Source organism: Gallicola sp. Sow4_E12 (assembly GCF_052116305.1).
Lineage (GTDB): Bacteria > Bacillota > Clostridia > Tissierellales > Peptoniphilaceae > JBQKLI01.
The window spans coordinates 17,602-42,525 of record NZ_JBQKLI010000005.1 but is presented as its reverse complement, the minus strand read 5'-3'; the positions used below and the strand labels follow the sequence as shown (position 1 = coordinate 42,525).

The window sequence follows — 24,924 nt, the reverse complement described above, 5'->3', positions numbered from 1 at the left end:
CCCTATTCAAAACCGGCTGGTAATTTAACACCGATTCTTGAATAGGGTTTTGCTATATTTAAACAAAGGGTCTATATTTAAAGAAAAAGAAAGGAGATTGACAATGGATTTTGAAAACGTATTGGCTTTGCGAAAAACTACAAGGGTCTATATTCAGGGAAAAGAAATTTCGAAGCAGGATATGGAGACTTTAATCCAAGCCGCAAAACTTGCCCCTCTGGCTATGGGCGATTTTAAAACTACCGGCTTAACGGTTATAAAAGATCAGAACCTTTTAGAACGTATTCGCCAAGGTGTTCTTCTGACTCGTAAAAATGGAGAAAAAGCAGATCCTTTCTATGGCGCTTCTCTTCTTATGATTGTAAGCACAACCGATCTTTCCGAAGATCATATTGAATACGCCAACGCAGCCTGCATTATAGAAAACATACTTTTACAAGCAGCCGCTCTCGGCTTAGGCAGTACTTATATCTGGGGATGCCTTCGTAAATTAAAGAAAAACCACGAACTGATAGCTCTTTTAGATCTTCCTGAAAACTCTACAATTCTATCCGCTGCCGCCATCGGTTATCCAAAAGAAAAACTTTCTCCCCGTGAAAATAGGCCGGAAATTAAGGTTAAAATAATATAAAGAAAATCCTGCCCCTTTTCCGGCAGGATTTACTAATTGTTTTTAAATTGTTCTTCCATGTGGAGCAGATATTCTTTTTTATCTAATCCTCCCCCATATCCTACAAGCTTTCCGCTTTTTCCAATCACTCTGTGGCAGGGGATGATAATGGAGACGGGATTTTTATTGTTGGCATTGCCAACAGCTCTAAAGGCTTTCGGGGATCCGATTTCCTCTGCTATCTCCTGATAGCTTTTGGTTTCTCCGTAGGGAATCTTTTCTAAAGCTTTCCAGACTTTCACCTGGAAATCTGTCCCTTTCAGTTCTAAAGGAAGGTCGAAGCTTTTTCTTCTGCCTTCGAAATATTCTGTAAGCTGTCTTTCTGCTTTTTCTAAAAGAGAAGAGGAACCCTTTTCTATCCCGGCAGTTTCCTGCTTATCGTAGGTTAAACCCGTTATATTTCCATCCTCTTCAAGGATATAAATACTTCCAATCTCTGTTTCCAGTTCCTTATAGATCATAGTATCCTCCCGTGAATAAACTTCGAATCATTTCCCCATTGATAAGGATAATCCTCATGGACCATATTGTCTAACAATTCAACGATATATTCATTGATGCGGTCCATATTTAAAGTGTTTAAGAAATTCAGAATCATCTGATCCAGATTAACAGATTTCAAAGTATCGTTTAGCGTTTCGCCGATTGCCGAAAGAAGATATCTTCCATAAAGATTAAAAACTCCCTCCCTATGAAGAATTTTCGACACATCCGGCTGATAATAGATTGTTCTGGCGATTTCTCTTAAATATCGGCTGAAATAGGGGGTCGCCCATTCATATAATTTCTTCATCATACTTCCCTTTTCGATATAAGGGTATGTCTTTTTAAACCATTCGTTTTCTACCAAATCATAAAAATCATTTTCATTTCCCACAGCCATTCTGGAATAAGCATAGGATGCGATATCTCCTACGTTTCCCCCCAGTTCCGGTATTTTTGTATAGGTCAGAATTTCTCCTAATTCGTAAAATTTCGACCGAAGATAGGTAGTGTCTTGAAGATACTGCTGATCCACCTGATAAAGAACGTTGGAAATAAGGTCTTCCAAATCCGACTGATGGATATAGTATTTTACAAAGGGTCCGCTAAAATAGATTCTCTCTTCTCCTTCATCGTAAAAAAGGCTGAAGTAACGTTTCACAAGCCGTCTTCCATGCTTTCTTGATGTTCCCAGCCAAGCAGGCAGTGTTCTTCGTATAAACTCTCCCCAATCCTCGCCCAATAGTCTTGATATACTTTGGCGAAGCCCGTTTTTTTGAATTTCTTTAAAATTGCCCGAGCGAAGCTGAAGGTCTAAAAAGAGGACAAAACGGTCTGTCGTAAAATATCTTTTGTTTTTATAATCGGAAAGGTCGGGGATCGGTATATCTTCTCCAGTTTTCTGATTGTGATAGATCACATCCGGCACAATCGAGGTTTCTACCGCCAGCTGTTCTATACGGATACCATCTTTGCAGTTTGTAGCAATCGCTGTGCGCATCGTTGAAGGGTAATCGACAATGGAGCCTGTTTCAATATCAAAGATCCGATTTCCCTCTTTTGTATCGAGTTTTGCAATATCATTTGTATGAAGATGCCCTGTGAAAATATACTCTACTCCTGCATCTGCAAATGCTTCTGCTGGTGTTTTGTTGTTTTGAGGATACTTAAAATCCCATGTTTTTACAAGACCTCCGATTTTCATATCCTGATGTTCTAAATGAGGAATAAAACCGTGATGGCCCAGTATCACCACCATATCTTCCCTTTCTTTTCCCTCTTTTATTTTTTCCAAGGCCCATTGGATAAGGGGCCATACAATCTGGCCTTCTACTTCATTGGTATTCAGATGCTCTGCTGTTACATCGCTGCTGTAGGCTGCAGTATCAAGTCCTATTACCGTAAGGCCCTTTCCTTCCGGATTATTTCCAAAAGGAACTCTTGCCGTATAGGACAGAACTCCTGAAGCGTATTCTTGGTCAGGATAAGTAATGTTCACATTCTTTAAATAATTCTTATAAATATCCGAATCTTCATACTTTTCGATTGTGTCTGTTCCCATCATCTCTTTTCGAAGAAAGATCTCTTTGAATTCCTGGGGACCGATTCTCTCTGTCAAGGCTGCATCCGTCCAGACTTTCACAGAGTCCGGAGTCATTTCAAAATCTCTGGCAGCCATATTATTCATGTCGTGATTCCCGTTAACCGCAAAGATATACAGATCTCTTCCTACTTTTTCATAAGCGAGCTTTAAATCTAAAAGTTTTTCTTCTAATCGTTTTAAGGCTTTCCACTCTCCATTTCGGCTCAAATCTCCTGTCAAAAAAAGAATAGACGAATTTGAACGATACACCTCTTCTAATGCCGCATCCAGAATATCCTCTCCTTCTAGAAGAAGCTTTCCGTCGAGGCTTAAGCTGTCAAAAAAAGCGTTATTTTCCCGAATCATAAACTTTGGAAGAAGATGAGTGTCAGAAAGGATAGAAATTTTTCTTTGATACTTTTCTGTCTTTTCTGGAAGCCTTTTGTATGTTTCAACATATTCCTGAAGATCCCTTGCTGAAGTGCCTTGAGGCATTTCTTCATCTTTATTAAATTCTATTTTTTTGTAGTCAATAGACGGTGTTTTTTGTATCATATACAGCTCCTGTTTTGTTCTGCCTTTATTATAACACGGTGTATATCTTCTAATATTACGTTTTGCTTACAATCTATGTTAAACTTGTTTAAACTTAACGTATAAGAAATATCTATTTAAAAATTCTCTGCTATTTTTCTAGGAAAGGAAGTGTTTTTATGCAGAACAAATACTATATGCCAGAATCCGTCGAACATGAAATTTCATCCTTGTCGGAGTATATCGATCTTATACTTTCTGGAAGATACGAAAACTCGATCTATCGGGGGGAACCTCAGAAATATCCCCACAGCAACGCCTCTGCCTTTCGAAGAACTGTAGAATCTGGAGGGAAATATCCCTTTCTCCATATGAAAAACGAGTTTAAACGGGAAACCTATTATAAAATCACCCCGGACCAGCGCCATGATTTTTTAGCCTTCGCCCAGCATCACGGTATCCCTACGAATCTCTTAGACTTTACAACATCCCCTTTAATCGCCTTGTTTTTTGCCTGCAAGCCTTATTTCCCTCAGGAAGAATCCATCGACAGCAGCGGTTATGTATATCTTGTTCGAAATCATCTTTTGAATGTAACAAAACTGATTTCAGAAAACGAATACGATAATCTGCTGGATCTTCTCCTTGTAGGCAAAAAAGAAATTATGGCAGAGCTTTATCTTCGTCTGTCCCAATACGAACAAGGCTTTCCGGAAGTTTTCTATACTCATCTAAAGAAGCTTCATCAAGCCCTTTTTCCCGAAGAACAGTTTCCGGCTTATGAAAAAGGAGATTACAGAAATGAAATTCCAGAAAGCCTCTTGGTTTATAAAGATTCCGCAAACAAAAAAATCCACCAGAAGCTTAAGCGGGATCAAGGGAAGCTGGATCCTGCCGTTACAGCCTATCTCTTCTCTCTGCAGTATTATTTAAAAGAGATTCGGGAAGGGCGTATCCGCCACAAATGGATCGACTGTCTGCCAAATTTCACCTATCAGCCTATCTTTTCCTTTGAAAGAGGGAAAAACCAGCTGGGACTCTTTCTTTATCAGAACTACCTGACTCTTCGAGGAGACGACGATTCTGAACTGGTAGCCCTTCAAAGAATCTGGCCGGACGTGAAAATCAAAGTCAATAATCCCCGAAAGATTCTAAAACAATTAGACCTGATGGGCATCAACGAAAAGTTCATCTACGGAGATGTAGATAGTATCGCAAGATATATTACAAACAAATATAAGGATTCTATTTTGTAAAATAGGACTATTCATAAACACAGTCCGTACTATAAAGAGTATAAAACTTATGAAGAGTAGAAAAATCGAAAACCTCTATGATGTTAATACCGCAGCTTCATAGTTTTTAAGAATGTACTCCTTTATTGAGGGTATATTATATATCATCTACTACTTCTATTTTAAGGAAAGGAGCTTATTACGGGATGGATTATACTTATTATCGCCATAGCTGTTGTATTCTTCGGAGCTTGGGGCGGAGCCAGCCGTCAGAAATGGCTGGAAGATCTGGCTAACAAAAATAAACACAAGGACAAATAAAAGGAAGAGCAGAGGCTCTTCCTTTTATTTGTGAATTTTTATTTTTACTCTTAAAATACTTTTCAACTTTAGTGAAGTTCAACACTTATAAATCTATCTTTAATAGAATGTAGAAAAATGAATGAATTTTTCATTTTTCCACCCTCTCTCCACTCTTTCACTCTTTCACTCTTTTACTCTCTTACTCTTCACTCTTTCTTTTAAACTGCCTTTAAACTATTTAAATGGATCGTTACACCTACGGCAATAGCGAGTAAAATTACTTTTACCATTATTTTGTCGATTACAAAAGCAGAAAAAATAATTCCGATCCATAGAATCGCCAACGTTCTGTATTTATCCTTTTTCTCCATAACTCCCTTTTCATAGTTGCGGATATATCGTCCGAAAATCTTATGATGGGTTACGTAGTCATACATTTTTCTAGAGCTTCTTAAAAAGCATGCCGCCGATAACAGTATAAAGGGCGTTGTCGGCAAAAGAGGCAGAAATAAGCCGATCATCCCCAGTACAAGGGATATCGTTCCTCCTATAAAAAATAAAGCTCTTTTTACTCGAACCTTTCGGCTCTCCTTAATATTATCTATATTATCCATCGATTCACCTCATTTTATATCTACCCTATATTCAGCTGCTATAATTATATACTAAATTATTCTGAAATTGTTCTGTTATTTATATTATACCTTTATCATTCTATTACTGGTTTTTATAATAAAAAATCGCAAGCTGCGTCCGGTCTCTTAATTGTAATTTCTCCAAGATAACAGAAAGATAGTTCCGCACAGTTCCTTCGCTTAAAAAAAGCTCTTCTGCGATTTCTTTATTATTCATCCCTTCTGCGACTCTTTCAACCAAGTCCATTTCTCTTTTGGTAAGTTCCGGGATTGTTTTTGTTTTTTCTTGTTTTATCATTCCAGGAATCTTTTCTATTATCTCATCGCCAAAGACCCTCTGTCCTTCCTGTATCGCATAGAGGGCGGTTACTATACTTTCATATCCGGACTTCATAAGATAGCCTTTCGCTCCGATTCTCAAGGCTTCTACGATATAATCCCCGTCTAAAAAAGTTGTCAAGTAAAGAATTTTCGCTTCCGGATCTTTTTCTAAAATAACTTTCCCCGCTTCTAAGCCGTCCATTTTATCCATCCGGATATCTAAGAGAATAATGTCCGGTCTTTCCTTTTCGTAAAAAGCAACGGCTTCTTCTCCATTTTCACCCATGGTTATTACTTCTATTTCCTCGCCGCTTCCTTGTTTAGAACCTGCTTCTATAATGGTCTTTAAAGATTGGCAGACTAATGGATCGTCGTCTATAATAATTATTCTCATACTTCTCTCTCCTTTGCCGGCAGGGTTATAAAAATACGGTATCCATTCTCTTTGTTAAGATAAAAGTTTCCTCCGAGATCTTCTACCCGTTCTCTCATACTCATCAGCCCTAGGCCTCTGCCCTCTTCTTGCTTTTTAACACTACCGTTGTCTTTTATAAGAAGATGATAGTCTCCCCGCACTTCCATCAGCTGAATATTCACACGATCTGCATCGGAATGCTTTGATACATTGGACAAAGCTTCCTTTACGATACTGGATATAGTGTAATAGAGAGAAGCTTCCGGCTCTTTCTCGATTTCTACAGTATACTCCAAAGAACAAAAGGTAAAGCCTTCCTTCAGCTCTTTCAATAATATTTCCATATTCAAAGATTTGTCATAAAGACCGTGAACACTTTTGCGGGTCTTTTCCATAGCTTCCTTTATCGTGGCTTGCAGTTTTAAAAAGGGATCTTTTAAGTCCTCCGATATTAAAAATTCCAAGGCTCCCAGCTGGAGAAGGGCACTGGAAAGAAGATGACCCACATTATCGTGAATTTCCTTTGAAATACGATTTCTTTCCTTCAGGGCAGAATTTACAATTTCAATATCTTGATTTTCGACGAGTTTTTGGTTTTCGATTCTTAAATTTTGATATAGATAATCCGCCTCCCCTTTTTGCTTAAAATATTCTTCTTTCAGTTTTTCATAACGGCACCTTCTATAGGAAAGTCTTATCCCTAGAATCGATAACACCGCTGCTATCAAGAACTGTAGGGGGGTTCTGCTTGTAATCAAAACGGCTGCAAAAAGAATCGGCATTTCTTCTTTCTTCCATGTATTTTGAAGAATCAAAACCGGTGCAAAAAGAAGAAGCTGGGGAAGAAATATACTGATTAGGAGTACAATCAGAATAAATACTTTTTTTACATAATACATAATTTCATTTCTTCTATCCCTGCCCTTTTTCTCTATTAAAATAAAATTCATCGCCATAAAAATTAGAAGAATAAAGAGTTCTGCTACAGGGATCTTTCCCGGATATAAAGAATAATTTCCTATAAACCCGAGTCCAGCCATAATAATCGAATCTATTAAAATTTCCATCCTTCCTCCTCTCTTCTCTCTTTTTAGATGTGACAAATGTCACTTCATCTTATGACGCATTGCACTTATAATGTTTCCTTTCCTCCATTATAATATAGATAATCAAAGGAGGGATTACAATGATCGTTGAAATTAAAGATTTAGTAAAAAGGTATGGTGATCTGACAGCAGTAGATCATTTAAACTTGGAAATAAAAGAAAAAGAAATCTATGGGCTTCTCGGCCCCAACGGCTCTGGAAAGACAACGGTGATCAACTGTCTATTGTCCCTTTTAAAATACGAACAAGGCGACGTTTTTGTCTTTGGAAAAGAGATGAAGCCGGATGCTTACGATATAAAAGCAGAAATCGGTCTTGTGATGCAGAATCCTGCAGTATACGAAGAGCTGACTGTAAGGGAAAATATAGACTATTTCTGCAGTCTCTACATTAACGACAAAAAGAAACGAAGAGAGGCCGTAGACTGGGCGATAGACTTTGTACAGCTGAAAGATTTCGAGAAATTCCGACCGTCTAAACTATCCGGAGGTCTTCTTCGAAGATTAAATCTGGCCTGCGGCATCGCCCATAAACCGAAACTGATCATTCTCGATGAACCCACGGTAGCAGTCGATCCTCAAAGCCGAAACAAAATTCTCGAAGGAATCAAAGAGCTTAGGGATCAGGGAAGTACAATTCTCTATACTACCCATTATATGGAAGAGGTAGAAGCTCTTTGCGATCGTCTTTCTATTATGGATAAAGGAAAAATACTTGTTACGGGAAGTTCTCCAGAAATCAAAGAACTTTCCCAGCACGGAGATGTCGTCTCTATTACTTCTTATGAAATCGATGAAGCTATGATCGAAAAAATAAAAGAACTTAAAAACCTCAGCCATTACGATTATAAGGAAGGCCAGCTTACACTTCGAATGAAGAAAGGACTGAACACTCTAACTGAAGTTCTGGACTTGTTTGAAAAAGAAAACGTATCTATCCACAAAATCTCCTTAAAACAACCCTCTCTAAATGATGTTTTCTTAGAAATCACAGGAAAGGAGTTGAGGGATCGTGTTTAAAGATTTATTTTTAACTCAAACAAAAATTACCTTGCGTAACCGGCAGGGACTCTTCTGGACTATTGTGTTTCCTTTCGTTATGGGAACCTTGTTCTTTTTCGCCTTTAGAAATCTTATTACCAACGAAATCTTTACATTGGATCCGATCCCTGTAGCTGTTATCGACAACACTGCAAGCTCGGATTACGGTTCTTTCCAGTCTTTTATGGAGTCTGTCGGAGTAAAAGGCGAAGAAGGCGAAAAAGTACTAGAACCTGTAGAAGAAGGAACAGACCCTCTTTTCTATTATAAACAAACGAATAAAGAAGAAGCAGAACGATTGATGGAACAAGGAAAGGTTTTTGGAACTATAGAAAATGGAGACCCTATAAAATTTATTCTGGCCCCTTCTGAAGATCCGGGATTCAAGGCAGGTATTATCGAATCCGTTCTTAATCAGCATCAGCAGAATTTCAAATCCATTCGTACTATTATGGAGGAGAAATCTCAAGAAGGAGATCTTGACCCAAACTTTCTCGAAGAAAGCATCCGTCTTTTAAATCAGAGACAATCCCCGGCCATAAAAGACGTTACACCGAATAAACTGTCTTCGCCTTATATTATTCTTTTCTTTTCATTGCTAGGCTATAGCGCCCTTTTAGCGATGACATCCTCTATCTTTTATGTGTCTAGCGAGTTGGAGGCAGACCTTTCCCATATCGCTTTGCGCCAAGGCATCTCGCCTGTTCCAAAATTTATACGATTTATCGCCGGTGCGCTGCCAAGACTTCTTCTTCAAATGATAGCAAGCCTCTTATTATTTTTATATTTAAAGATTCTAGGAATTGATTTTGGAGATCAGACTCTTGCGATCATTCTCCTAATAGAGGCAGGATGTGCAGCCGGTTTTTTTATCGGATCAGGAATCGCCACAACATTTCGAAAATCCGAAAAAATATTATCTGCACTTGCTATAGGATTGCCTCTTTTATTTGCATCCCTTTCTGGAATGATGAGTCCTGTAGTTTTAACCTACGCTAATAAATACGTCCCCTTTTTGCAAAGGGTAAATCCGATTATAAAAATCACCGACGGCATCTATTCCTTATACTATTACGAAGGGTACAGTCGTTATCTTAGAAACTTGGGAGAACTGGCACTGCTTGCTGCAGTTTTTCTAGGGATCACCATCTTTAACCTTAGGAGGAAACAATATGAAAACATTTAAATTGTATTTCAACGTTTTAAAAAAGCATTTGTCGGAGTTTTTCCTTCAGTTTGCTATTTTCATCCTTATTTTTTTCTTCCTTCTAATGAGCCTGGGACAAGAGCAGTCGGAAACAGTACAGCTTGATAAAGTTCCTATTGCAGTATTTAATGAAGATTCCAACGATCCTCTTTCCGCTTCCTTAGTAAAATCTCTGGAATCCTCTACTCGGACCGTTCCTCTTAAAGATGAAAAAGATATCCTCTCCGATGCTATCTTTTTCGAAGAAGTTTTGTTTGTTATGAGAATCCCCAAAGGATTTGGAGAATCTCTCCGCCAAGGACAGGAACAGGAAAACCCCATCGAAGTTTTAAAGGCTCTGGATGAAAGCTCTTCCGGCATTTTGGAAACTCAGATCAACCAGTTTGTTTCCCTGTATAAGATCAACGCTATGGCAGAAGGAGGAAATATTTCCTCTGGGGAAGAAGAAAATATACTTCAAAAGATAGAGCAGGCTTTTACAGATCGCATCACCCTTCTCTACCATGGTACAGAAAACAATCGCCAGACTCTTTTGATGACCCTCTTCTTCCGAACCCTATGCTATTATCTCTATGTCACATCCATTGCCCTTGTTGGACTTACCATGGTTACTATGGATGACAAAAACATTCAGGCGAGAGAAATTTCCAGCGGCTATCCTCAGATAAAAAGAAGTGCAGGTATGTACTTCTCAAGCCTTCTGGTAGTCTTTTTCATCTGGCTGATTTCCTTAGTGATAGGATTTTTATTCTTCCGGGAAGCCTTTATCAGCACCCTTACCGCAAGACTCTTTATCCTATCAAGTTTCGTTCATATGATATCCGTGGCGTCCATTGCGATCTTCTTTGGAACGATTGCCCCAAATAAAGAATTTATCAGTTTTGCCAGCACCATCTTTGCTCTGTTTATCGGTTTTTCCAGCGGAGTCTTTATCCCGAAGGACCTGATCTGGGAACCTATGAAAAATCTTGCCTATTTCACCCCGACTCTGTGGCATGTGGAATTGTTGGAAGAACTGGCAAAAACGACAGGCACTATCGATTGGAATTTGTTTGTAAAGCCCTTTTCCATACAGATCTTGATGGCGTTGGCCTTCTTCCTCCTTTCTCTTGCTTATAGAAGAAGAAAGCAGTTTCAAGGATTGTCTTAAATACTCTTTATGAAAATTCTATTGAATATCGATTAAACTGAGCACTGCTGCTAAAAGCACACCCTTTTACAGGATGTGCTTTTTCTTGGTACAATTTGATAATTCTTTGTCCTTTTTCTCTAAAAAGGATTTGACATCTTTTATAGCTGCCATTATAATTAAATTAATTAAAACGTTTTAACGGAGAAGATTATGCCTATCACAATAAAACACGTTGCGAAAGCCGCCGGTGTTTCCATCACCACCGTTTCCATGGTTTTAAACAACACTCATTATAAAATCAAAGAAGAAACAAAAGAAAAGGTCCGAAAGGCTGCCGAGGAACTGGGCTATGTACCGAATAATCTGGCTAAAAGCCTCGTAACCCAGAAATCAAATCTGATTATGCTGATGGTGCCGAATCTGTCCAATCCTTTTTTTGCCAACCTCTGCGAATATATTGCAAAAGAATTTGAAAAGAGGGACTATACTCTGTTTATCTATCAGACTTTGGGTAAAAAGATTACAATAGAAAAATTCTCCTCCATTATGGATGCTAATTTCATGGCGGGCTGTCTTATTGTAGATCGTTCCGTTCGAGACTTTAAGGAAGAGCTTCATCGAAAATATAAAATAGTTCTTTTAGATGAAATCGATTACAGCAAGGACAAATGTCTTATGGTCACAGGTGATAATGAAAAGGGAGGCTATCTTGCCATGAGCTATCTTTTAGACCGGGGCCATCGAAAGATCGGAATCGTAGCCGGCCCAAAGGATACAGCAAACTCCTCTAGAAGAATCGCCGGCGCTTTAGGCGCAATGATGGAAAGAGATGTCCACTTTGATTCAGACTGTCTTGTCCACGGAAATTATAACTATGAAGGCGGCAGGGAGGCTTATGATTATCTTGAAGACAAAGATATTACTGCTGTATTCTGCTTCAACGATCTCTCCGCCTTCGGCTTTATAAACCGGGCACAAGAAAAAGGACGAAAGATACCGGAGGATTTGTCGGTAATCGGCTACGATAACCTCACCATCAATACCATTATCGAGCCGAAACTCACTACTATCGATCAGCATCTGGAAAAAATAGCAAAGCTGGGTGTCGATATTTTAATCGAACATATCGAAAACCGGGAAATTAAAAAGAAAAGACATCTAATCACTCCCGACTTATGTATCGGGAAAACTGTAGAAGGAGGACCTTATGAAAATACTGAATATGGGATCTCTTAATATCGATCTTACTTATAGTGTCCATCATATTGTACGACCGGGAGAGACTATCGAATCCACAGGCCTTAAAACACTAGTCGGCGGAAAGGGACTCAATCAATCCACTGCCCTTGCCCGAGTTTCTAATGAGGTTTATCATATGGGCTTTATCGGCGAAGACGGCAGATTTTTAAAAGAATTTCTTAACAAAAACAATGTCAATACCGATTATATTGCTGCTGTTTCTGAAAGAAGCGGCAATGCTATTATCCAAGTCGATGAAACCGGAGAAAACTCCATCATCTTATTTCATGGAGCAAATTTCGAATTTGACAAAAAATCCATCGACGACGTTTTGGAGAAATTTAGAGGAGAAGCTCTTGTTCTTCAAAACGAAATCAACCATTTAGATTATGTTATCGAAAAAGCAAAAGAAAATGATCTCTTTATTTTCTTAAACCCCTCCCCCATTACAGATTCTTTGCTGGAAATGGATCTTTCTAAAATTGATTTCTTTATCTTGAACGAAACAGAGGCAAAAGATATTACAAATTCCAAGGATCTTGCAGGAATTCAAAAAAAACTGCTGACAATGTTTCCTGAGTCCAGATTCCTCATGACAAAAGGAAAAAAAGGTTCTATCTATTTCGATTCAGAAAACTGTTTTGAAAAAGAAGCTTATGCCGTTAAAACGGTAGATACTACAGGGGCTGGAGATACTTTTACAGGATATTTTATCAGCAAGTATTTAGAAGAAAAAGATGTAAAAACGGCAATGGAATATGGAACGGCTGCAAGCGCCTTGTCTGTTCAGACTTTCGGTGCAGCAGAGTCTATCCCTCATCTATCCGATGTAGAAGACTTTAGGAGGAAACAATGAAATTAAACGGCATATTAAACTCGGCGATTTCAAAAGCTTTGTCCGAACTTGGCCATACAGATAAAATCGCCATCGGCGACTGCGGTCTGCCTATAGAAGACGCTAAAAAAATCGACATCAGCCTTCGATTAGGAGAACCCTCTTTCTCGGATGTATTGGAAGAAGTTCTAAAGGATTTTAGTGTGGAGAAATATACTGCCGCTTCTGAAATTATAAAAGAAAATCCAGAACAGCTGGAAAAGATCAGAATCCTTCTTCCGGGAGCAGAAGAAGAATTCGTCTCCCATGAAGACTTTAAGAAGTCGTTGGCAGATGTAAAATATATTATTCGTACAGGAGAAGCAACTCCTTATTCGAATATTATTTTACAAAGCAAGAACATATTTTAAGGTGATTTTATGAATCTATTTATGCAGGGAATCGAAAAATCCTTTGGCAAAAACCACGTCTTAAAGGGTGTTGATTTCGAAGTGAAAACAGGAGAAATCCATGCTCTCGTTGGAGAAAACGGTGCTGGGAAATCTACATTGATGAATATTTTAACCGGTATTCTCGAAAAAGACGGCGGGAAAATCCTATTGGATGGAGAGGAAGTCCATTTCAAAAAGTCTACAGAAGCTCTGGAAAAGGGAATCGGATTTATCCACCAAGAACTTGTAGACTGGCCGGATATGACGGTTTTAGAAAACCTCTATATGGGAAGAGAATTAAAAAAGGGCGTGATCATCGATGAAAATCAGATGAAAGAAGAAGCGGAAGCTCTTTTTAAGCGTTTAGAAATCAATCTCAGCCCTTCCCAAAGAGTGGGCGACCTCTCCGCAGGACAAAGACAGATGCTGGAAATCGCCAAGGCAAACATGGAAAACTTGGAAATCCTAATTATGGATGAACCTACTTCCGCCTTGACGAATAACGAAATCGACAAGCTTTTTAAACTTATGGCGAAATTAAAAGAAGACAAGGTCTCTATTATCTATATTTCCCACAGAATGGAAGAGATCTTCGCCCTCACTTCTCGTATTACCGTTATGCGGGACGGCATCTCTGTAGCCGCAGTGGATACGAACAGTACGAATGTGGAAGAAATCGTAAAAATGATGGTCGGCCGAGAAGTCGGCGACTTTTACCCTGAAATGCATCGTGTTATCGGAGAAGAGAAGCTTCGTGTTGAAAACTTAAGCTCCGAACACTTCGAAGATATCTCCTTTTCCGTAAGAGCCGGCGAGATCCTTGGTATCGGAGGATTGATGGGCTCTGGACGTACAGAGATTATGAGGAGTATTTTTGGGATTGATCCGAAATCCTCTGGAAAAGTTTTTATCGGCGGCAAAGAAAAGGATATCTCAAGTCCCCAGAAAGCGATCGCTGAAAAAATTGCTTTTGTGACGGAAAACCGTCAGGAAGAAGGCCTGATCCTAGACGAAAGCATCGAAGATAATATCTCCATCGCCAACTTAAAAAAGATTTCCAAAGGATTCTTTGTGGACAAAGAAAAAGAAAAGAATTTTGCTCAAACACTTTTTGATAACTTAAAAGTCCGATCCACTGGTATCAAAGAATTTGTACAAGACTTGTCTGGAGGAAATCAGCAGAAAATCGTTATGGCGAAGTGGTTCGGAAACGATCCGGAGATTCTCATTCTTGACGAACCGACAAAGGGCGTCGATGTAGGCGCTAAAAGAGAAATCTATCTTCTAATCAATGAAATGACAAAAAGAAATGTAGCCGTGATTCTCGTATCCAGCGATCTTTCAGAACTTTTAAGTTTATCGGACCGTATCTGCGTGATCTATGAAGGAAAGCTTCAAGGAGAATACGAACGAGGGGAATTTACACAAGAAAAAATCATGCATCTAGCAACAGGAGGGACAAAATGATAAAAGATAAACTTAAAAATTCAAACCTGGGCACTCTTTTAGCTTTAATCGTATTAATGATTATTGTAACGGCTTTGAACCCAAGTTTTATCTATCCATCAAATCTGATCAACTTATTTAGACAAATTACTATCAACGGATTTATCGCCTTGGGAATGACTTTTGTTATTTTAACCGGCGGTATCGACTTGTCTGTCGGCAGTATATTAGCCCTTACTTCTGCACTGTTCGCAGGATTTGTGGCAGGAGGAATGAACACCTTTTTTGCGATCGTTATCGCTTTGGTTCTAGGGGCTGTTATGGGTCTAGTAAACGGTCTTTTGATTACAAAAGGAAAACTGGCTCCTTTTATCGTAACCTTGGCTACTATGACCGTCTACCGAGGTTTAACTTTGGTTTATACAAACGGAAACCCGATCCAGGGACAAAGCGGCGACTTTTTATTCGCTTTTCTTGGCAGAGGAAACTTCTTCGGGATCCCTTTCCAAATTATATTATTCCTGATTCTTTTTGGTATTAGTTTTGTCATCCTTAGAAAAACAACCTTCGGCAAAAAAACATATGCTGTCGGAGGAAACGAAAAGGCAAGCTTTATCGCCGGCATCGATACAGACAAAGTGAAAACGAAGATCTATATTATCTCTGGCGTTCTTGCTTCTGTAGCAGGTCTTGTTCTTGCATCTAGATTAAATTCTGCGCAGCCTACCGCAGGACAGGCTTATGAGATGGATGCTATCGCCGCAGTTGTTCTTGGTGGAACGAGTATGAGCGGTGGAAAAGGAACCGTTGTAGGCACTTTAATCGGTGCAGTTATTCTAGGAGTACTCAATAATGGTTTGAATCTGCTGGGAATTTCCAGTTTCTATCAGCAGATTGTAAAAGGTATTGTAATTCTACTTGCTGTCTTGATCGACCGACAACGAAACAAATAGGAGGAACTCATGAAAAAAATATTATTATCTCTATTACTCGCCTTCACAATTGTGATCACAGGCTGTTCTATCGAAGGCCAAAATGCGGAGGTAGCTCAAAAAGCTGAAAATCAAAAGGCTGCAGACCAGCTTAAAATCGGTGTATCGATCTCTACTTTAAACAATCCTTTCTTCGTATCTGTAAGAGATGGACTTCAAGAGATCGCCGATGCAAACAAAACAGAAATCATCATCTACGATGCTCAAAACGATTCGTCTACACAAAGCAATCAAATCGACGATCTGCTTCAGCAAAATGTGGATATGATTATTGTAAACCCTGTAGATTCTCAAGCGATCTCAACATCTATCCAATCCATCAACGCTGCTAATATCCCTGTAATTGCAGTAGACCGGGGAGCAGACGAAGGAAAACTTGTTTCTCTTGTAGCTTCCAACAACGTGGAAGGGGGAAAAATGGCCGGAGAATTTATGCTGGAGAAACTAGGGGAAAATCCTAAGATTTTACAACTAGAAGGAATCCCCGGCGCTTCTACTACTCGAGAACGAGGAGAGGGATTTGCACAAGCTACAGAAGGAAAAATCGAGCTTTTAGGCTCTCAAACAGCGAACTTTGACAGAGCAGAAGGTATGACTGTAATGGAAAATCTTTTACAAGCGAACCCTTCCGTTCAAGGTGTTTTTGCACAAAACGACGAGATGGCGTTAGGTGCTGTGGAAGCGATCAAGGCCAGCGGAAAAGACATCGTCGTTGTGGGATTTGATGGTACAGAAGATGCTTTGAAAGCTGTCGAAGGCGGTACATTAGATGCAACTGTTGCCCAAAAACCTTTAGAAATGGGTAAAATTGCTATGCAGGCAGCCATCGATTATTTCGGCGGCAAAGAAATCGAAGAAAATATAGCTTCTCCATTAGAGCTTATTAAACAGTAAGAAATTAAAATTATAATACCTTGAGAGATCCTCACAACGAGGGTCTCTTTTAATGCTTGAACCATTAAAAAAATGCAATATAATACCAATTTCTGAAATTTCAATCAAAATTGTCTTTGAATCCCTTTATCACTTAAAAACAGGAGATTACAGCCATCCCTTTTTTACTTCCCTTAAGTACCATTTTTTCAAACAGAAAAATATGCACTTATAACCATCATTCTTTGGTAAAAATGCCTTTCTTATGCTATACTAAATCTGAAATTATCGATATTTTGTATCCTTTTTTGAAAGGAGCAATTATGAAAAACAATGAAGGTTTCAAACCTTTTATACCTGCCGATCAAAACCCCAATGAGTTAAATGCAACATCTATCATTATGGGTGCTATTTTGGCGATTGTTTTCGGAGCTGCCAATGCTTATCTGGGTCTTAGAGTTGGACTTACTATCTCTGCCTCTATCCCAGCAGCTGTAATCTCTATGGGAGTGATCCGTTTTATCTTAAAACGAAACTCTGTACTTGAAAACAACATGGCTCAAACAATCGGTTCCGCAGGTGAATCTTTAGCTGCAGGTGCTATTTTTACATTACCTGCATTATTTATTTGGTTCAATGAATGGGACATGGGAACACCTTCCATTCTATCTATTTTTATCATCTCTATTATCGGCGGGGTTCTAGGAATATTATTTATGATTCCTCTACGAAACGCACTTATCGTTCAAGAACACGGTGTGCTTCCTTATCCTGAAGGAACAGCCTGTGCTGAAGTCCTTTTAGCCGGCGAATCTGGAGGAGCAAAAGCTTCTACTGTCTTCAAAGGACTTGGAATCGCTGCCGTCTATAAATTTATAGCAGATGGTTTAAAACTGTTCCCTAGTGAAGTTCACTATGAAATCTCCAACAATACAATGAGAGGAACAGGTGTAGGTATGGACGTACTTCCAGCACTTCTTGGAGTAGGTTATATTACCGGACCTAGAATATCTTCTTATATGTTCACTGGCGGTATTTTAGGATGGTTCGTTCTTATGCCTTTAATCGCGTTCTTCGGAGGCGATGCTGTATTATTCCCTGGAACGGATCCTATTTCATCTATGGACAGCTGGGGCATTTGGGGAAGCTATATCCGTTATATCGGCGCTGGAGCCGTAGCTGCAGGAGGTATTATTTCCCTTATCAAATCTCTTCCTATGATTTTCAGCAGTTTCCGCGATGCCATAAAAGCTTACGGAAGCGGTTCAGGAACAGCAAATACTCTTCGTACAGACAAAGATCTTCCTCTTCCTTTTGTAGGAATCGGAGTTGTAGCAATGATTATTCTTATTTGGCTGATTCCTCAAGTACCTGTAAGCCTTTTAAGTGCAGCATTAATTGTACTATTCGGTTTCTTCTTTGCGACAGTTTCTTCTAGAATGGTTGGTTTGATCGGAAGTTCCAACAACCCTGTTTCCGGTATGGCTATTGCAACACTTCTGTTCTCTACAATCCTTCTTAAGTGGAGCGGACAAGTAGGACGTGAAGGGATGATGGCGGCTATCGGTATCGGATCTATTATCTGTATTATCGCTGCTATCGCCGGAGATACTTCTCAGGATTTAAAAACAGGTTATATTGTAGGTGCTACACCTTACCGCCAGCAAATCGGGGAGCTTATCGGAGTATTCGCTTCTGCAATCGTTATCGGATTCGTATTATGGCTGTTAAACGAGTCTTGGGGATATGGTTCTCCAGAACTTCCAGCACCTCAAGCAATCTTAATGAAGCTTGTAGTAGAAGGAGTTATGAACGGAAACCTTCCATGGCTTCTCGTTCTTGCAGGAGTTGCTATTGCAGTATTAGCTGAAATCTTAAGAATTCCAGTACTTCCTTTTGCAGTAGGTTTATACCTTCCATTCCATCTAACATCAGGTATCATGGTCGGAGGGCTTGTTCGTCTTTATGTAGATAAGAAAAAACATAAGTCAGAAGAAGAAAAAACAGAGGCAACTACTACAGGTATCTTGTTTACATCCGGTTTAATTGCCGGAGAAGGCTTAATCGGAATCCTTTTGGCTGTCTTTGCAATTATTCCATTTGCGAATGGAACGTTAGCAGATGTAATCAATCTTCAGACAGGAGCCGGCATCAATCTTGGCAACTTGGGAGGATTGATCTTCTTTGCTCTTCTTACTGCTTATCTTGTTTTCGTAGTGAATAAGAAATATGAGAAAAGACCGTAAGGGACAAAACCTCTTGGATTTAGTACCGGAAAAGCTTCACCCTTCCATGGAAGAGAAGGGCAATGTAACTATTCTTGTGGAAAACAAAGGAATCTTCAACCGATTTGGACAGAAATTTTTAAAAAAACCTGTTCAGTCAAAGATTCAATTAGATCCTTTAGGTTCTTTTATCTGGACTCATATCGATGGAAAAACGTCTATCTACGATATCGGCCAAAAAGTAAAAGAACAATTCGGTGAAGAAGCCGAACCCCTTTATCCAAGATTATCTGAATTTATAAAAACATTACAAAAGGTACATTATATCGATTTAAAATGACACGGGAAACCGTGTCGTTTTTATTTTAAAAAACCTTCTAAAAGCGTGAAGAGTTTTAGAGTGAAGAGTTGGAGGAAAAAGCACAGCTTTTTCTTCATAGAATAAGAACACCTCCCCGCCCTCCAGTCCCATAACAGCAAGTATTTTTCACATCTCTTTTTCTTTTATTACTCTAAAAAGAAGCATTAGATTCTTCCGGCTCTGATCTTAAGTTTTTTGTTCTAATATGATAAACGAAACACGCCCCATGTTTCTTCCATAACTCCCCTCTCCACTCTCCCCACTCTAACACTCTTTTTTTTTAATCTCTCACACTCTTTTTTTAACTCCCCCTTTCTTAATAAATACAATATTTTTACTATTCTCATACTATTTTTTTATAATCTTTTTGTTCTTTTTTGAGAAACGTCTAAAATCTCTCATTCTTTTCTCTTGAAAAAAACAAAAAAGTTGTTTTAAATCCTTTTATATTTTGCCAATAGGGTTTATACTAAAGATAGGAAGAATTATACAAAGGGGGAAATGATTATGGATCAAATTAAAGAACAAGTTACGGCTGCTCTAGAAGAATTATTAGAAGAAGCTGATTTAAGAGAACATGATATTCTTGTACTAGGTGCCAGCTCCAGCGAAGTGCTTGGTTCAAAAATCGGAAAAAACTCCAGTCAAGAAGTTGGAGAAGCTATCGTTTCAACAATTTTGCCCATTTTAAAAGAACGCGGAATTTATCTTGCAGTCCAAGGCTGCGAGCATATCAATAGATCATTAGTTGTAGAAAGAGAATGTGCCAGACGATATCATCTAGAGGAGGTTACTGTTATTCCTCATCTTCATGCAGGAGGTGCTTGTGCAGTGGCTGCATACGAACATGCAGAAGATCCTGTTATGGTAGAACATATCTGCGCTTATGCAGGTCTTGATATTGGCGATACTTCTATTGGAATGCATATTCGATATGTGCAGATTCCAGTGCGCTTGAAGATTAAAGAAATCGGAAAAGCCCATGTAACTGCGATGAAATGGAGACCAAAACTTGTCGGTGGAGAACGAGCTAAATATCCAGGCAAAATAAGATAATCTTCGCTATTTATAACGAAATATCAAGAATAAAACGGCTGTGAAAAACAAGATCACAGCCGTTCTTTTTTTGTTTTTTTTATGAAGTCCTTCGAACTGCCTTTCCAAGCCTGCCTCTTTTGATATTACCACTACATTTTTGCACCCTTTTTGTAAGTGGTATTTTTTTCCGGTCTCTCTGTATATCTTATATTTCTTGATCTATCCTACTTTCTTGTTTTATTTTTATACCATTTTATTAAATGGTATTTTATATAAACAACCTTGTCTTTCAACCCTTCTGTATATTCTAATATAAATTCCTTTAACTAAAGTTAACAATTATTCTATATTTCTATACATTTATGATTATTGTGTAAACTTTTTATAAATTTTTTTCTAAAAAGGTACCGAAATCTAAAGGAGTCTTTGTATATTGTAGTAGAAGGGCAAACTATTTAATTTACATAGGAGGTTATTATGGAAGCTTTACAAAATCAAGAGACCATTACCGTATCCCGCCGAGAGTTTAAATATATGGTGGATTTAAAAGATCGTCTCTATCTATTAGATGCATTAAACAAAATACTCGTGCCGGATGCTTATGGCGGTTATAACGGATACCGTGTTCGAAGTGTCTACTTCGATGCTATCGACAATCAAGACTATATCGGCAAGATGAAAAAGAAGGAATTCGTGAAACGTATGAGAATCCGTATCTATGATACGAAGGATGAAACTGCAAAATTCGAACTGAAAAGGAAATTAAACGGCCATCAGGTCAAAGACAGTGTGATTATAACGAAAGATGATGCAATACGCATCCAAGAGGGAGATTTTTCGCCTCTTTTAAAGTATAACTCCCCTACTGCAAAATTAGGTTATGAGCTGGGCCATTCTATGGGTTATCGTCCCATTTCTCTTGTAGAATACTCAAGACGCGCCTTCACCCATCCAAACTTTAATACGAGAATCACTCTGGATAACCGTCTTCGCTATACACATATGAATACAGATCTTTATCAGGAAGAACCGAATTATCAGTATGCAATGCCCCTTCGAAAAACAATTCTTGAAGTGAAATTCGAAAAATTTCTCTTCAGCCAAATACAATTTGCCCTTAGCCAGTGTAATTTGGAAAAATGCAAAGTCAGCAAATTCGGATCCTCCAGATCCTTATTAGAAGAATTTTACTACTAAAAATATAAAAGAGGTGTATGATGAATATTGATCAATTTTTACAACAGTCTGGTATGGAAAACGCTCCCGACATCAGTTTGGAGGCAATCTTTCTTAGTTTAGGAATGGCTCTTCTTTTGTCTGGACTGATGTTTATTACCTTTAAAAAAAGCCACAGCCTAATCGTGTACGATGTGAAGTTCAACATTACATTGGTAATGCTAGCCTTAGTAACTACTCTTATAATGAGTATTATTCGACACAATGTGGCACTCTCTCTAGGTATGATGGGTTCTTTGTCTATCGTCCGATTCCGTACCAATACGAAAGACCCTAGGGACTTGGGCTTTGTATTCTGGTCTATGGCTATCGGAGTTATCTGTTCTACTCAAACATTTGGAATTGGTATTATAGGTTCTATCCTCATCAGTATTTTGATGATTGCAACAGGAGATAACAGCGAAAAAAGCGAAAATTTATTATTGGTTGTACGTGGAAGCCAAACCAATGTAACTGTATTATCTGATATAATAATGAAATACAACAGCGCATCAAAATTAAAAGCACAAAACTTATTAGAAGACTCATTCGAACTTGTTTATGAAATCAAAGGAAATTCCAGAAGCCATGAAGAGCTTATATTAGCAATGAAATTAAAGGAAATTCCGGGGGTAGATACTGTAAATCTATTAACACCAAGTTCAGAAATCATTTAAAAGAGAGTCTTTCAATAGAAAGGTGATCAAATGAACAATAATGATATGGATAATTTGATTAAACAACATTACGGTTTTATTATAAAATCCACTAGCGATGTTACCGGGAAATACGTATCTGCAGACAGCGACCTGTATTTGTCCATCGCCATGGAAGCCTTTCAAGAGGCTTATCACAGATACGAACTAGACAAAGGGCCTTTTCTGCCCTTTGCCAAGCTTGTGATCAAAAGCCGTTTGTATAATCAGCTAAAAAAAGAACAAAAAGATAAGCGGGTTGCCTCTATCGATGAAATGGAAGAGCAGGGAATCTTTCTCGGAGAAGATCCTGAAAACGACAATCCATTGAAAGAAGAAATCATAGAATGGGCAAAAGAGCTCCAGCAGTTTTCCATCACTTTTGAGCATCTAGTGGAAAGCTCTCCAAAGCATAGTGATACACGCATAAGAGCCATTGATATTTCCGAAAAATCCAGCAGCGATGGCGAAGTAACCGGTTTTATCTACGAAAAAAAACGGCTGCCGATCCGCCTGATCTCGACAAAACAAAATGTTACAGAAAAGATTATAAAAGGCAGCAAAGTATTTATCCTGTCCATCATTATTGTTTTCTATAAGAAATATGAACAATTAATCCTTTGGATTAAGAGGTGAACCTATGCATAATGAAGCAATTGTACTAGAACTATCGGAAAAATACGCTATCGTTCTCGATGAAGGCGGCAGGGTTCATCGAATAAAAAGAAAAAAGGATATGAAGATCGGAGACCGGATCTATTATGTAGAAGAAGACCGCTTTCAGTCTTCCTACTCTCAGAAAAATACTATTCCTTTTATGCGATATATCGCCGCCGCTGCCGTGTTTGTACTTCTATTTACAGGTGTCTTTGCAAGCATGGTGAGAAATCAGACTTATGCTGCCATGGCAATGGGAACAGCTTCCCATCCCCTAACGATGGAATTTCGAAAAGACGGCCGTATAAAATATTTCCATGACCCGTCAGGCCAGATCAGCGAAAAAGATTTTATCGGCAAAACATTAGAAGAAGCTGTTCCTCTTCTTATAGAGTATGCAGACAACCTTGGTATACAGGATCTGATCCTTTCTTCCACATATTCTCAGGAAGAATTCTCTAAAATTCAAGGGCTGTTGGCATCCCTTCAGAACAATTCAAATAAGATCGGAATCCTTTTGATGAACGGCACCCTAGAGGATTATGAAAAATCAAAATCCGCCGGCAATTCCTTAAGTGCCGATTTGATTCGGGAAAGGGAAATTCCCCTTTGGTCCGATGAAGATGCACTTCTCTTTGCACCAGAAAGAAAAAATGAAATCTTAGGCCAACGGGGACAGTATTATCAAACAGATACAGACGTTCAAAGAAGAGAAGAAATCAGAAGAGTTGAAGCGGAAAGAAGAGCCGAGGAAGAAAGAAGAGCTCAGGAAGAGCGGGAAAGAGCCGAAAGGGAAGAACAGCGCCGTCAAGAAGAGCAAAGACGTGCCGCTCCTGCTCCTCAACCCCTTCCTCAGCGCCAGCCTCAGCGAGTTCAGCCTAGAAGACAGGCTCCCGCACAAAGAGCTCCTGTTCGAAGAGCCCCGGTCTATAACGACGATTATGATGACGACGATGACGATGACGACGATTAAAAAATGAAGAATATTTAAAAAGAAGTGTGAAAGCGGAGAAAGGGGGTGTGGAGTTATACACCCTTTCTTCTCCTAAAAAACGAATAACTTTTCGATTAAAAAACAGGCTATTAGAAGCCTGTTTTTTTTAGTCTTTATTTTTCATATAACCGCTTTCTCTTCTTAGAAAAATCCGATCAGCCCGAATATCAAACTTATAAGAGCTGCTGCGATAACATCCCTTGGAAAGTGGATTCCTGCGGCGACCCGGACTATCCCCAAGAGTACGCCCAGAAGCAGAAAAAGAATTCCCAAGGCTGTATTTATGTATAAAAAAGCCATAGCAATAATTAAAATCGATAATGTATGGCGGCTGGGAAAAGACTCTCCTTTTTTCTCTCTGGGAATCAAAGGGCGGATAGTATATTTTTCATAGGGTCTAGGTTCATTTTTGACTTTTCGGATGATCGTTGTAAAAAGAAAGGCTGCAAAAGGCACAAGAAGTACTTTTACAGCCCTTTCATCTTTTGTAAAGATCAAGAACAAAAGGAGCAGCGGATAGGAAATATAAACAAGTCTCGGTATCCAAGTATTAAAAAATACAAGAAGATCGAATAACATCTCCCATTTTCTAAAATACTGTTCTATCCCTTCATACCATCTCTCATAGGCTTTCACTCGGACTGTTCCCTTTCTATCTCTTCATCGTATTCTTCTTCCAGCGCTTTCCAATACCTTTTGTCTTCTTCTGTTATTTCCCGAATCACTCTGCAGGGGTTGCCCTTCGCTACTACGTTCTTCGGGATACTTCGAGTTACTACAGAGCCGGAACCTATGATAGAACCTTCGCCGATGGTAATTCCGGGATTTACTACTACATCTCCGCCGATCCATACATCGTCTTCTATGGTGATCGCTTTTCCATACTCAAGCTTTCTTCTGCGCACCATCGGATCCAATGGATGAGCAGCTGTATAGAGCCCTACACGAGGTCCGAAATTCACATTATCGCCGATACGGATTTCTGCTACATCGAGCATAATACAGTCATAGTTTGCGAAGAAATGATCCCCGATATGGATCTGTTTTCCATAATCGCATCGAAAAGGCGGTGTAATCGTAACATCTTCCCCATAGCTTCCTAATAATTCATCTAAAAGTTTTTCTCTTTTTTCGATTTCCTCCGGCATTGTCCGGTTAAATTCATAGCTGTATCGTCTAGCTTTTTCATAACGTTTTCTCAGCTCTTTGTCTTCAGCATTATAAAGTTTTCCTGCAATCATTCTCTCTTTTTCGCTCATA

25 protein-coding genes are annotated in these 24,924 nt (G+C 38.9%); 18 read left to right on the top strand and 7 right to left on the bottom strand.

The genetic code is table 11. The features are described from left to right. Positions 1 to 103 precede the first annotated feature (103 nt). Positions 104 to 631 carry a nitroreductase family protein gene (locus tag ACTQ46_RS03865; RefSeq protein ID WP_441747576.1) on the top strand — a complete coding sequence of 176 codons (528 nt, stop codon included), beginning with the start codon at positions 104 to 106 and terminating at the stop codon, positions 629 to 631. 32 nt (positions 632 to 663) lie between these two features. On the opposite strand, the gene ACTQ46_RS03860 is transcribed toward ACTQ46_RS03865, so the two are convergent. Continuing rightward, positions 664 to 1,131, bottom strand: a complete 468-nt coding sequence (locus tag ACTQ46_RS03860) for a methylated-DNA--[protein]-cysteine S-methyltransferase (protein ID WP_441747574.1) — start codon at positions 1,129 to 1,131, stop codon at positions 664 to 666. Continuing rightward, positions 1,128 to 3,290 (bottom strand): metallophosphoesterase family protein, encoded by a 2,163-nt coding sequence (locus tag ACTQ46_RS03855; protein WP_441747572.1) that lies wholly within the window; start codon positions 3,288 to 3,290, stop codon positions 1,128 to 1,130. Before ACTQ46_RS03855 ends, ACTQ46_RS03860 begins: the two co-directional genes overlap by 4 nt. Positions 3,291 to 3,448: 158 nt before the next feature. Between ACTQ46_RS03855 and ACTQ46_RS03850 the strand changes: the two genes are divergently transcribed. Beyond that, the gene (locus ACTQ46_RS03850; RefSeq protein ID WP_441747571.1) at positions 3,449 to 4,525 is read left to right on the top strand and encodes an FRG domain-containing protein; all 1,077 of its coding nucleotides are present in this window, start codon (positions 3,449 to 3,451) and stop codon (positions 4,523 to 4,525) included. 500 nt (positions 4,526 to 5,025) lie between these two features. Here the strand turns inward: ACTQ46_RS03850 and ACTQ46_RS03845 are convergent, their stop codons facing one another. The 3 genes from ACTQ46_RS03845 to ACTQ46_RS03835 all read right to left on the bottom strand — a co-directional run bounded on the left by ACTQ46_RS03845 (position 5,026) and on the right by ACTQ46_RS03835 (position 7,245). Further along, positions 5,026 to 5,421 carry a YbaN family protein gene (locus ACTQ46_RS03845; protein ID WP_441747569.1) on the bottom strand — a complete coding sequence of 132 codons (396 nt, stop codon included), beginning with the start codon at positions 5,419 to 5,421 and terminating at the stop codon, positions 5,026 to 5,028. Between the two features lie 103 nt (positions 5,422 to 5,524). Continuing rightward, positions 5,525 to 6,157: a response regulator gene (locus tag ACTQ46_RS03840; protein ID WP_441747567.1), complete on the bottom strand. Its 633-nt coding sequence runs from the start codon at positions 6,155 to 6,157 to the stop codon at positions 5,525 to 5,527. Next, positions 6,154 to 7,245, bottom strand: a complete 1,092-nt coding sequence (locus tag ACTQ46_RS03835; RefSeq protein ID WP_441747566.1) for a sensor histidine kinase — start codon at positions 7,243 to 7,245, stop codon at positions 6,154 to 6,156. Before ACTQ46_RS03835 ends, ACTQ46_RS03840 begins: the two co-directional genes overlap by 4 nt. Positions 7,246 to 7,364: 119 nt before the next feature. Between ACTQ46_RS03835 and ACTQ46_RS03830 the strand changes: the two genes are divergently transcribed. From ACTQ46_RS03830 to ACTQ46_RS03755, 16 genes are all read left to right on the top strand, one after another. Further along, positions 7,365 to 8,303, top strand: a complete 939-nt coding sequence (locus ACTQ46_RS03830) for an ATP-binding cassette domain-containing protein (protein ID WP_441747565.1) — start codon at positions 7,365 to 7,367, stop codon at positions 8,301 to 8,303. Further along, positions 8,296 to 9,510 carry an ABC transporter permease gene (locus tag ACTQ46_RS03825; RefSeq protein WP_441747564.1) on the top strand — a complete coding sequence of 405 codons (1,215 nt, stop codon included), beginning with the start codon at positions 8,296 to 8,298 and terminating at the stop codon, positions 9,508 to 9,510. Before ACTQ46_RS03830 ends, ACTQ46_RS03825 begins: the two co-directional genes overlap by 8 nt. Continuing rightward, positions 9,497 to 10,681, top strand: a complete 1,185-nt coding sequence (locus ACTQ46_RS03820) for an ABC transporter permease (RefSeq protein WP_441747563.1) — start codon at positions 9,497 to 9,499, stop codon at positions 10,679 to 10,681. The genes ACTQ46_RS03825 and ACTQ46_RS03820 overlap by 14 nt, the downstream gene beginning before the upstream one ends. Positions 10,682 to 10,873: 192 nt before the next feature. Then, the gene (locus ACTQ46_RS03815; protein ID WP_441747562.1) at positions 10,874 to 11,899 is read left to right on the top strand and encodes a LacI family DNA-binding transcriptional regulator; all 1,026 of its coding nucleotides are present in this window, start codon (positions 10,874 to 10,876) and stop codon (positions 11,897 to 11,899) included. After that, entirely contained in the window at positions 11,871 to 12,758 is an 888-nt protein-coding gene (locus tag ACTQ46_RS03810) for a ribokinase (protein WP_441747561.1), read from the top strand. Before ACTQ46_RS03815 ends, ACTQ46_RS03810 begins: the two co-directional genes overlap by 29 nt. After that, on the top strand, positions 12,755 to 13,147 hold the full coding sequence (gene rbsD / locus ACTQ46_RS03805) for a D-ribose pyranase (RefSeq protein ID WP_441747560.1): 393 nt from the start codon (positions 12,755 to 12,757) through the stop codon (positions 13,145 to 13,147). The genes ACTQ46_RS03810 and rbsD overlap by 4 nt, the downstream gene beginning before the upstream one ends. A 9-nt stretch (positions 13,148 to 13,156) precedes the next feature. Then, the gene (locus tag ACTQ46_RS03800; RefSeq protein ID WP_441747559.1) at positions 13,157 to 14,635 is read left to right on the top strand and encodes a sugar ABC transporter ATP-binding protein; all 1,479 of its coding nucleotides are present in this window, start codon (positions 13,157 to 13,159) and stop codon (positions 14,633 to 14,635) included. Beyond that, positions 14,632 to 15,567, top strand: coding sequence for an ABC transporter permease (locus ACTQ46_RS03795; RefSeq protein WP_441747558.1), 936 nt, complete (start codon positions 14,632 to 14,634; stop codon positions 15,565 to 15,567). The genes ACTQ46_RS03800 and ACTQ46_RS03795 overlap by 4 nt, the downstream gene beginning before the upstream one ends. Positions 15,568 to 15,576: 9 nt before the next feature. Further along, positions 15,577 to 16,500 (top strand): D-ribose ABC transporter substrate-binding protein, encoded by a 924-nt coding sequence (locus tag ACTQ46_RS03790; RefSeq protein WP_441747557.1) that lies wholly within the window; start codon positions 15,577 to 15,579, stop codon positions 16,498 to 16,500. A gap of 302 nt (positions 16,501 to 16,802) precedes the next feature. Continuing rightward, a complete protein-coding gene (locus ACTQ46_RS03785) occupies positions 16,803 to 18,725 on the top strand; it encodes an OPT family oligopeptide transporter (RefSeq protein ID WP_441747556.1) in 1,923 nt (640 codons plus the stop codon). Then, entirely contained in the window at positions 18,709 to 19,044 is a 336-nt protein-coding gene (locus ACTQ46_RS03780) for a PqqD family protein (protein WP_441747555.1), read from the top strand. Before ACTQ46_RS03785 ends, ACTQ46_RS03780 begins: the two co-directional genes overlap by 17 nt. A gap of 528 nt (positions 19,045 to 19,572) precedes the next feature. After that, complete coding sequence (locus tag ACTQ46_RS03775) at positions 19,573 to 20,121, top strand: TIGR01440 family protein (protein ID WP_441747554.1); 549 nt, start codon at positions 19,573 to 19,575, stop codon at positions 20,119 to 20,121. A gap of 459 nt (positions 20,122 to 20,580) precedes the next feature. Next, complete coding sequence (locus ACTQ46_RS03770) at positions 20,581 to 21,300, top strand: polyphosphate polymerase domain-containing protein (protein WP_441747553.1); 720 nt, start codon at positions 20,581 to 20,583, stop codon at positions 21,298 to 21,300. A gap of 20 nt (positions 21,301 to 21,320) precedes the next feature. Then, on the top strand, positions 21,321 to 21,995 hold the full coding sequence (locus ACTQ46_RS03765; protein WP_441747552.1) for a DUF4956 domain-containing protein: 675 nt from the start codon (positions 21,321 to 21,323) through the stop codon (positions 21,993 to 21,995). Positions 21,996 to 22,025: 30 nt separating this feature from the next. Continuing rightward, positions 22,026 to 22,649: a hypothetical protein gene (locus ACTQ46_RS03760; RefSeq protein ID WP_441747551.1), complete on the top strand. Its 624-nt coding sequence runs from the start codon at positions 22,026 to 22,028 to the stop codon at positions 22,647 to 22,649. A 4-nt stretch (positions 22,650 to 22,653) separates the two neighbouring features. Then, a complete protein-coding gene (locus ACTQ46_RS03755; protein WP_441747550.1) occupies positions 22,654 to 23,643 on the top strand; it encodes an anti-sigma factor domain-containing protein in 990 nt (329 codons plus the stop codon). Between the two features lie 162 nt (positions 23,644 to 23,805). On the opposite strand, the gene ACTQ46_RS03750 is transcribed toward ACTQ46_RS03755, so the two are convergent. Both ACTQ46_RS03750 and ACTQ46_RS03745 read right to left on the bottom strand, forming a co-directional pair. Beyond that, positions 23,806 to 24,300: a phosphatase PAP2 family protein gene (locus ACTQ46_RS03750; RefSeq protein WP_441747549.1), complete on the bottom strand. Its 495-nt coding sequence runs from the start codon at positions 24,298 to 24,300 to the stop codon at positions 23,806 to 23,808. Beyond that, complete coding sequence (locus ACTQ46_RS03745) at positions 24,297 to 24,923, bottom strand: sugar O-acetyltransferase (protein WP_441747548.1); 627 nt, start codon at positions 24,921 to 24,923, stop codon at positions 24,297 to 24,299. The genes ACTQ46_RS03750 and ACTQ46_RS03745 overlap by 4 nt, the downstream gene beginning before the upstream one ends. Position 24,924: the final 1 nt, after the last annotated feature.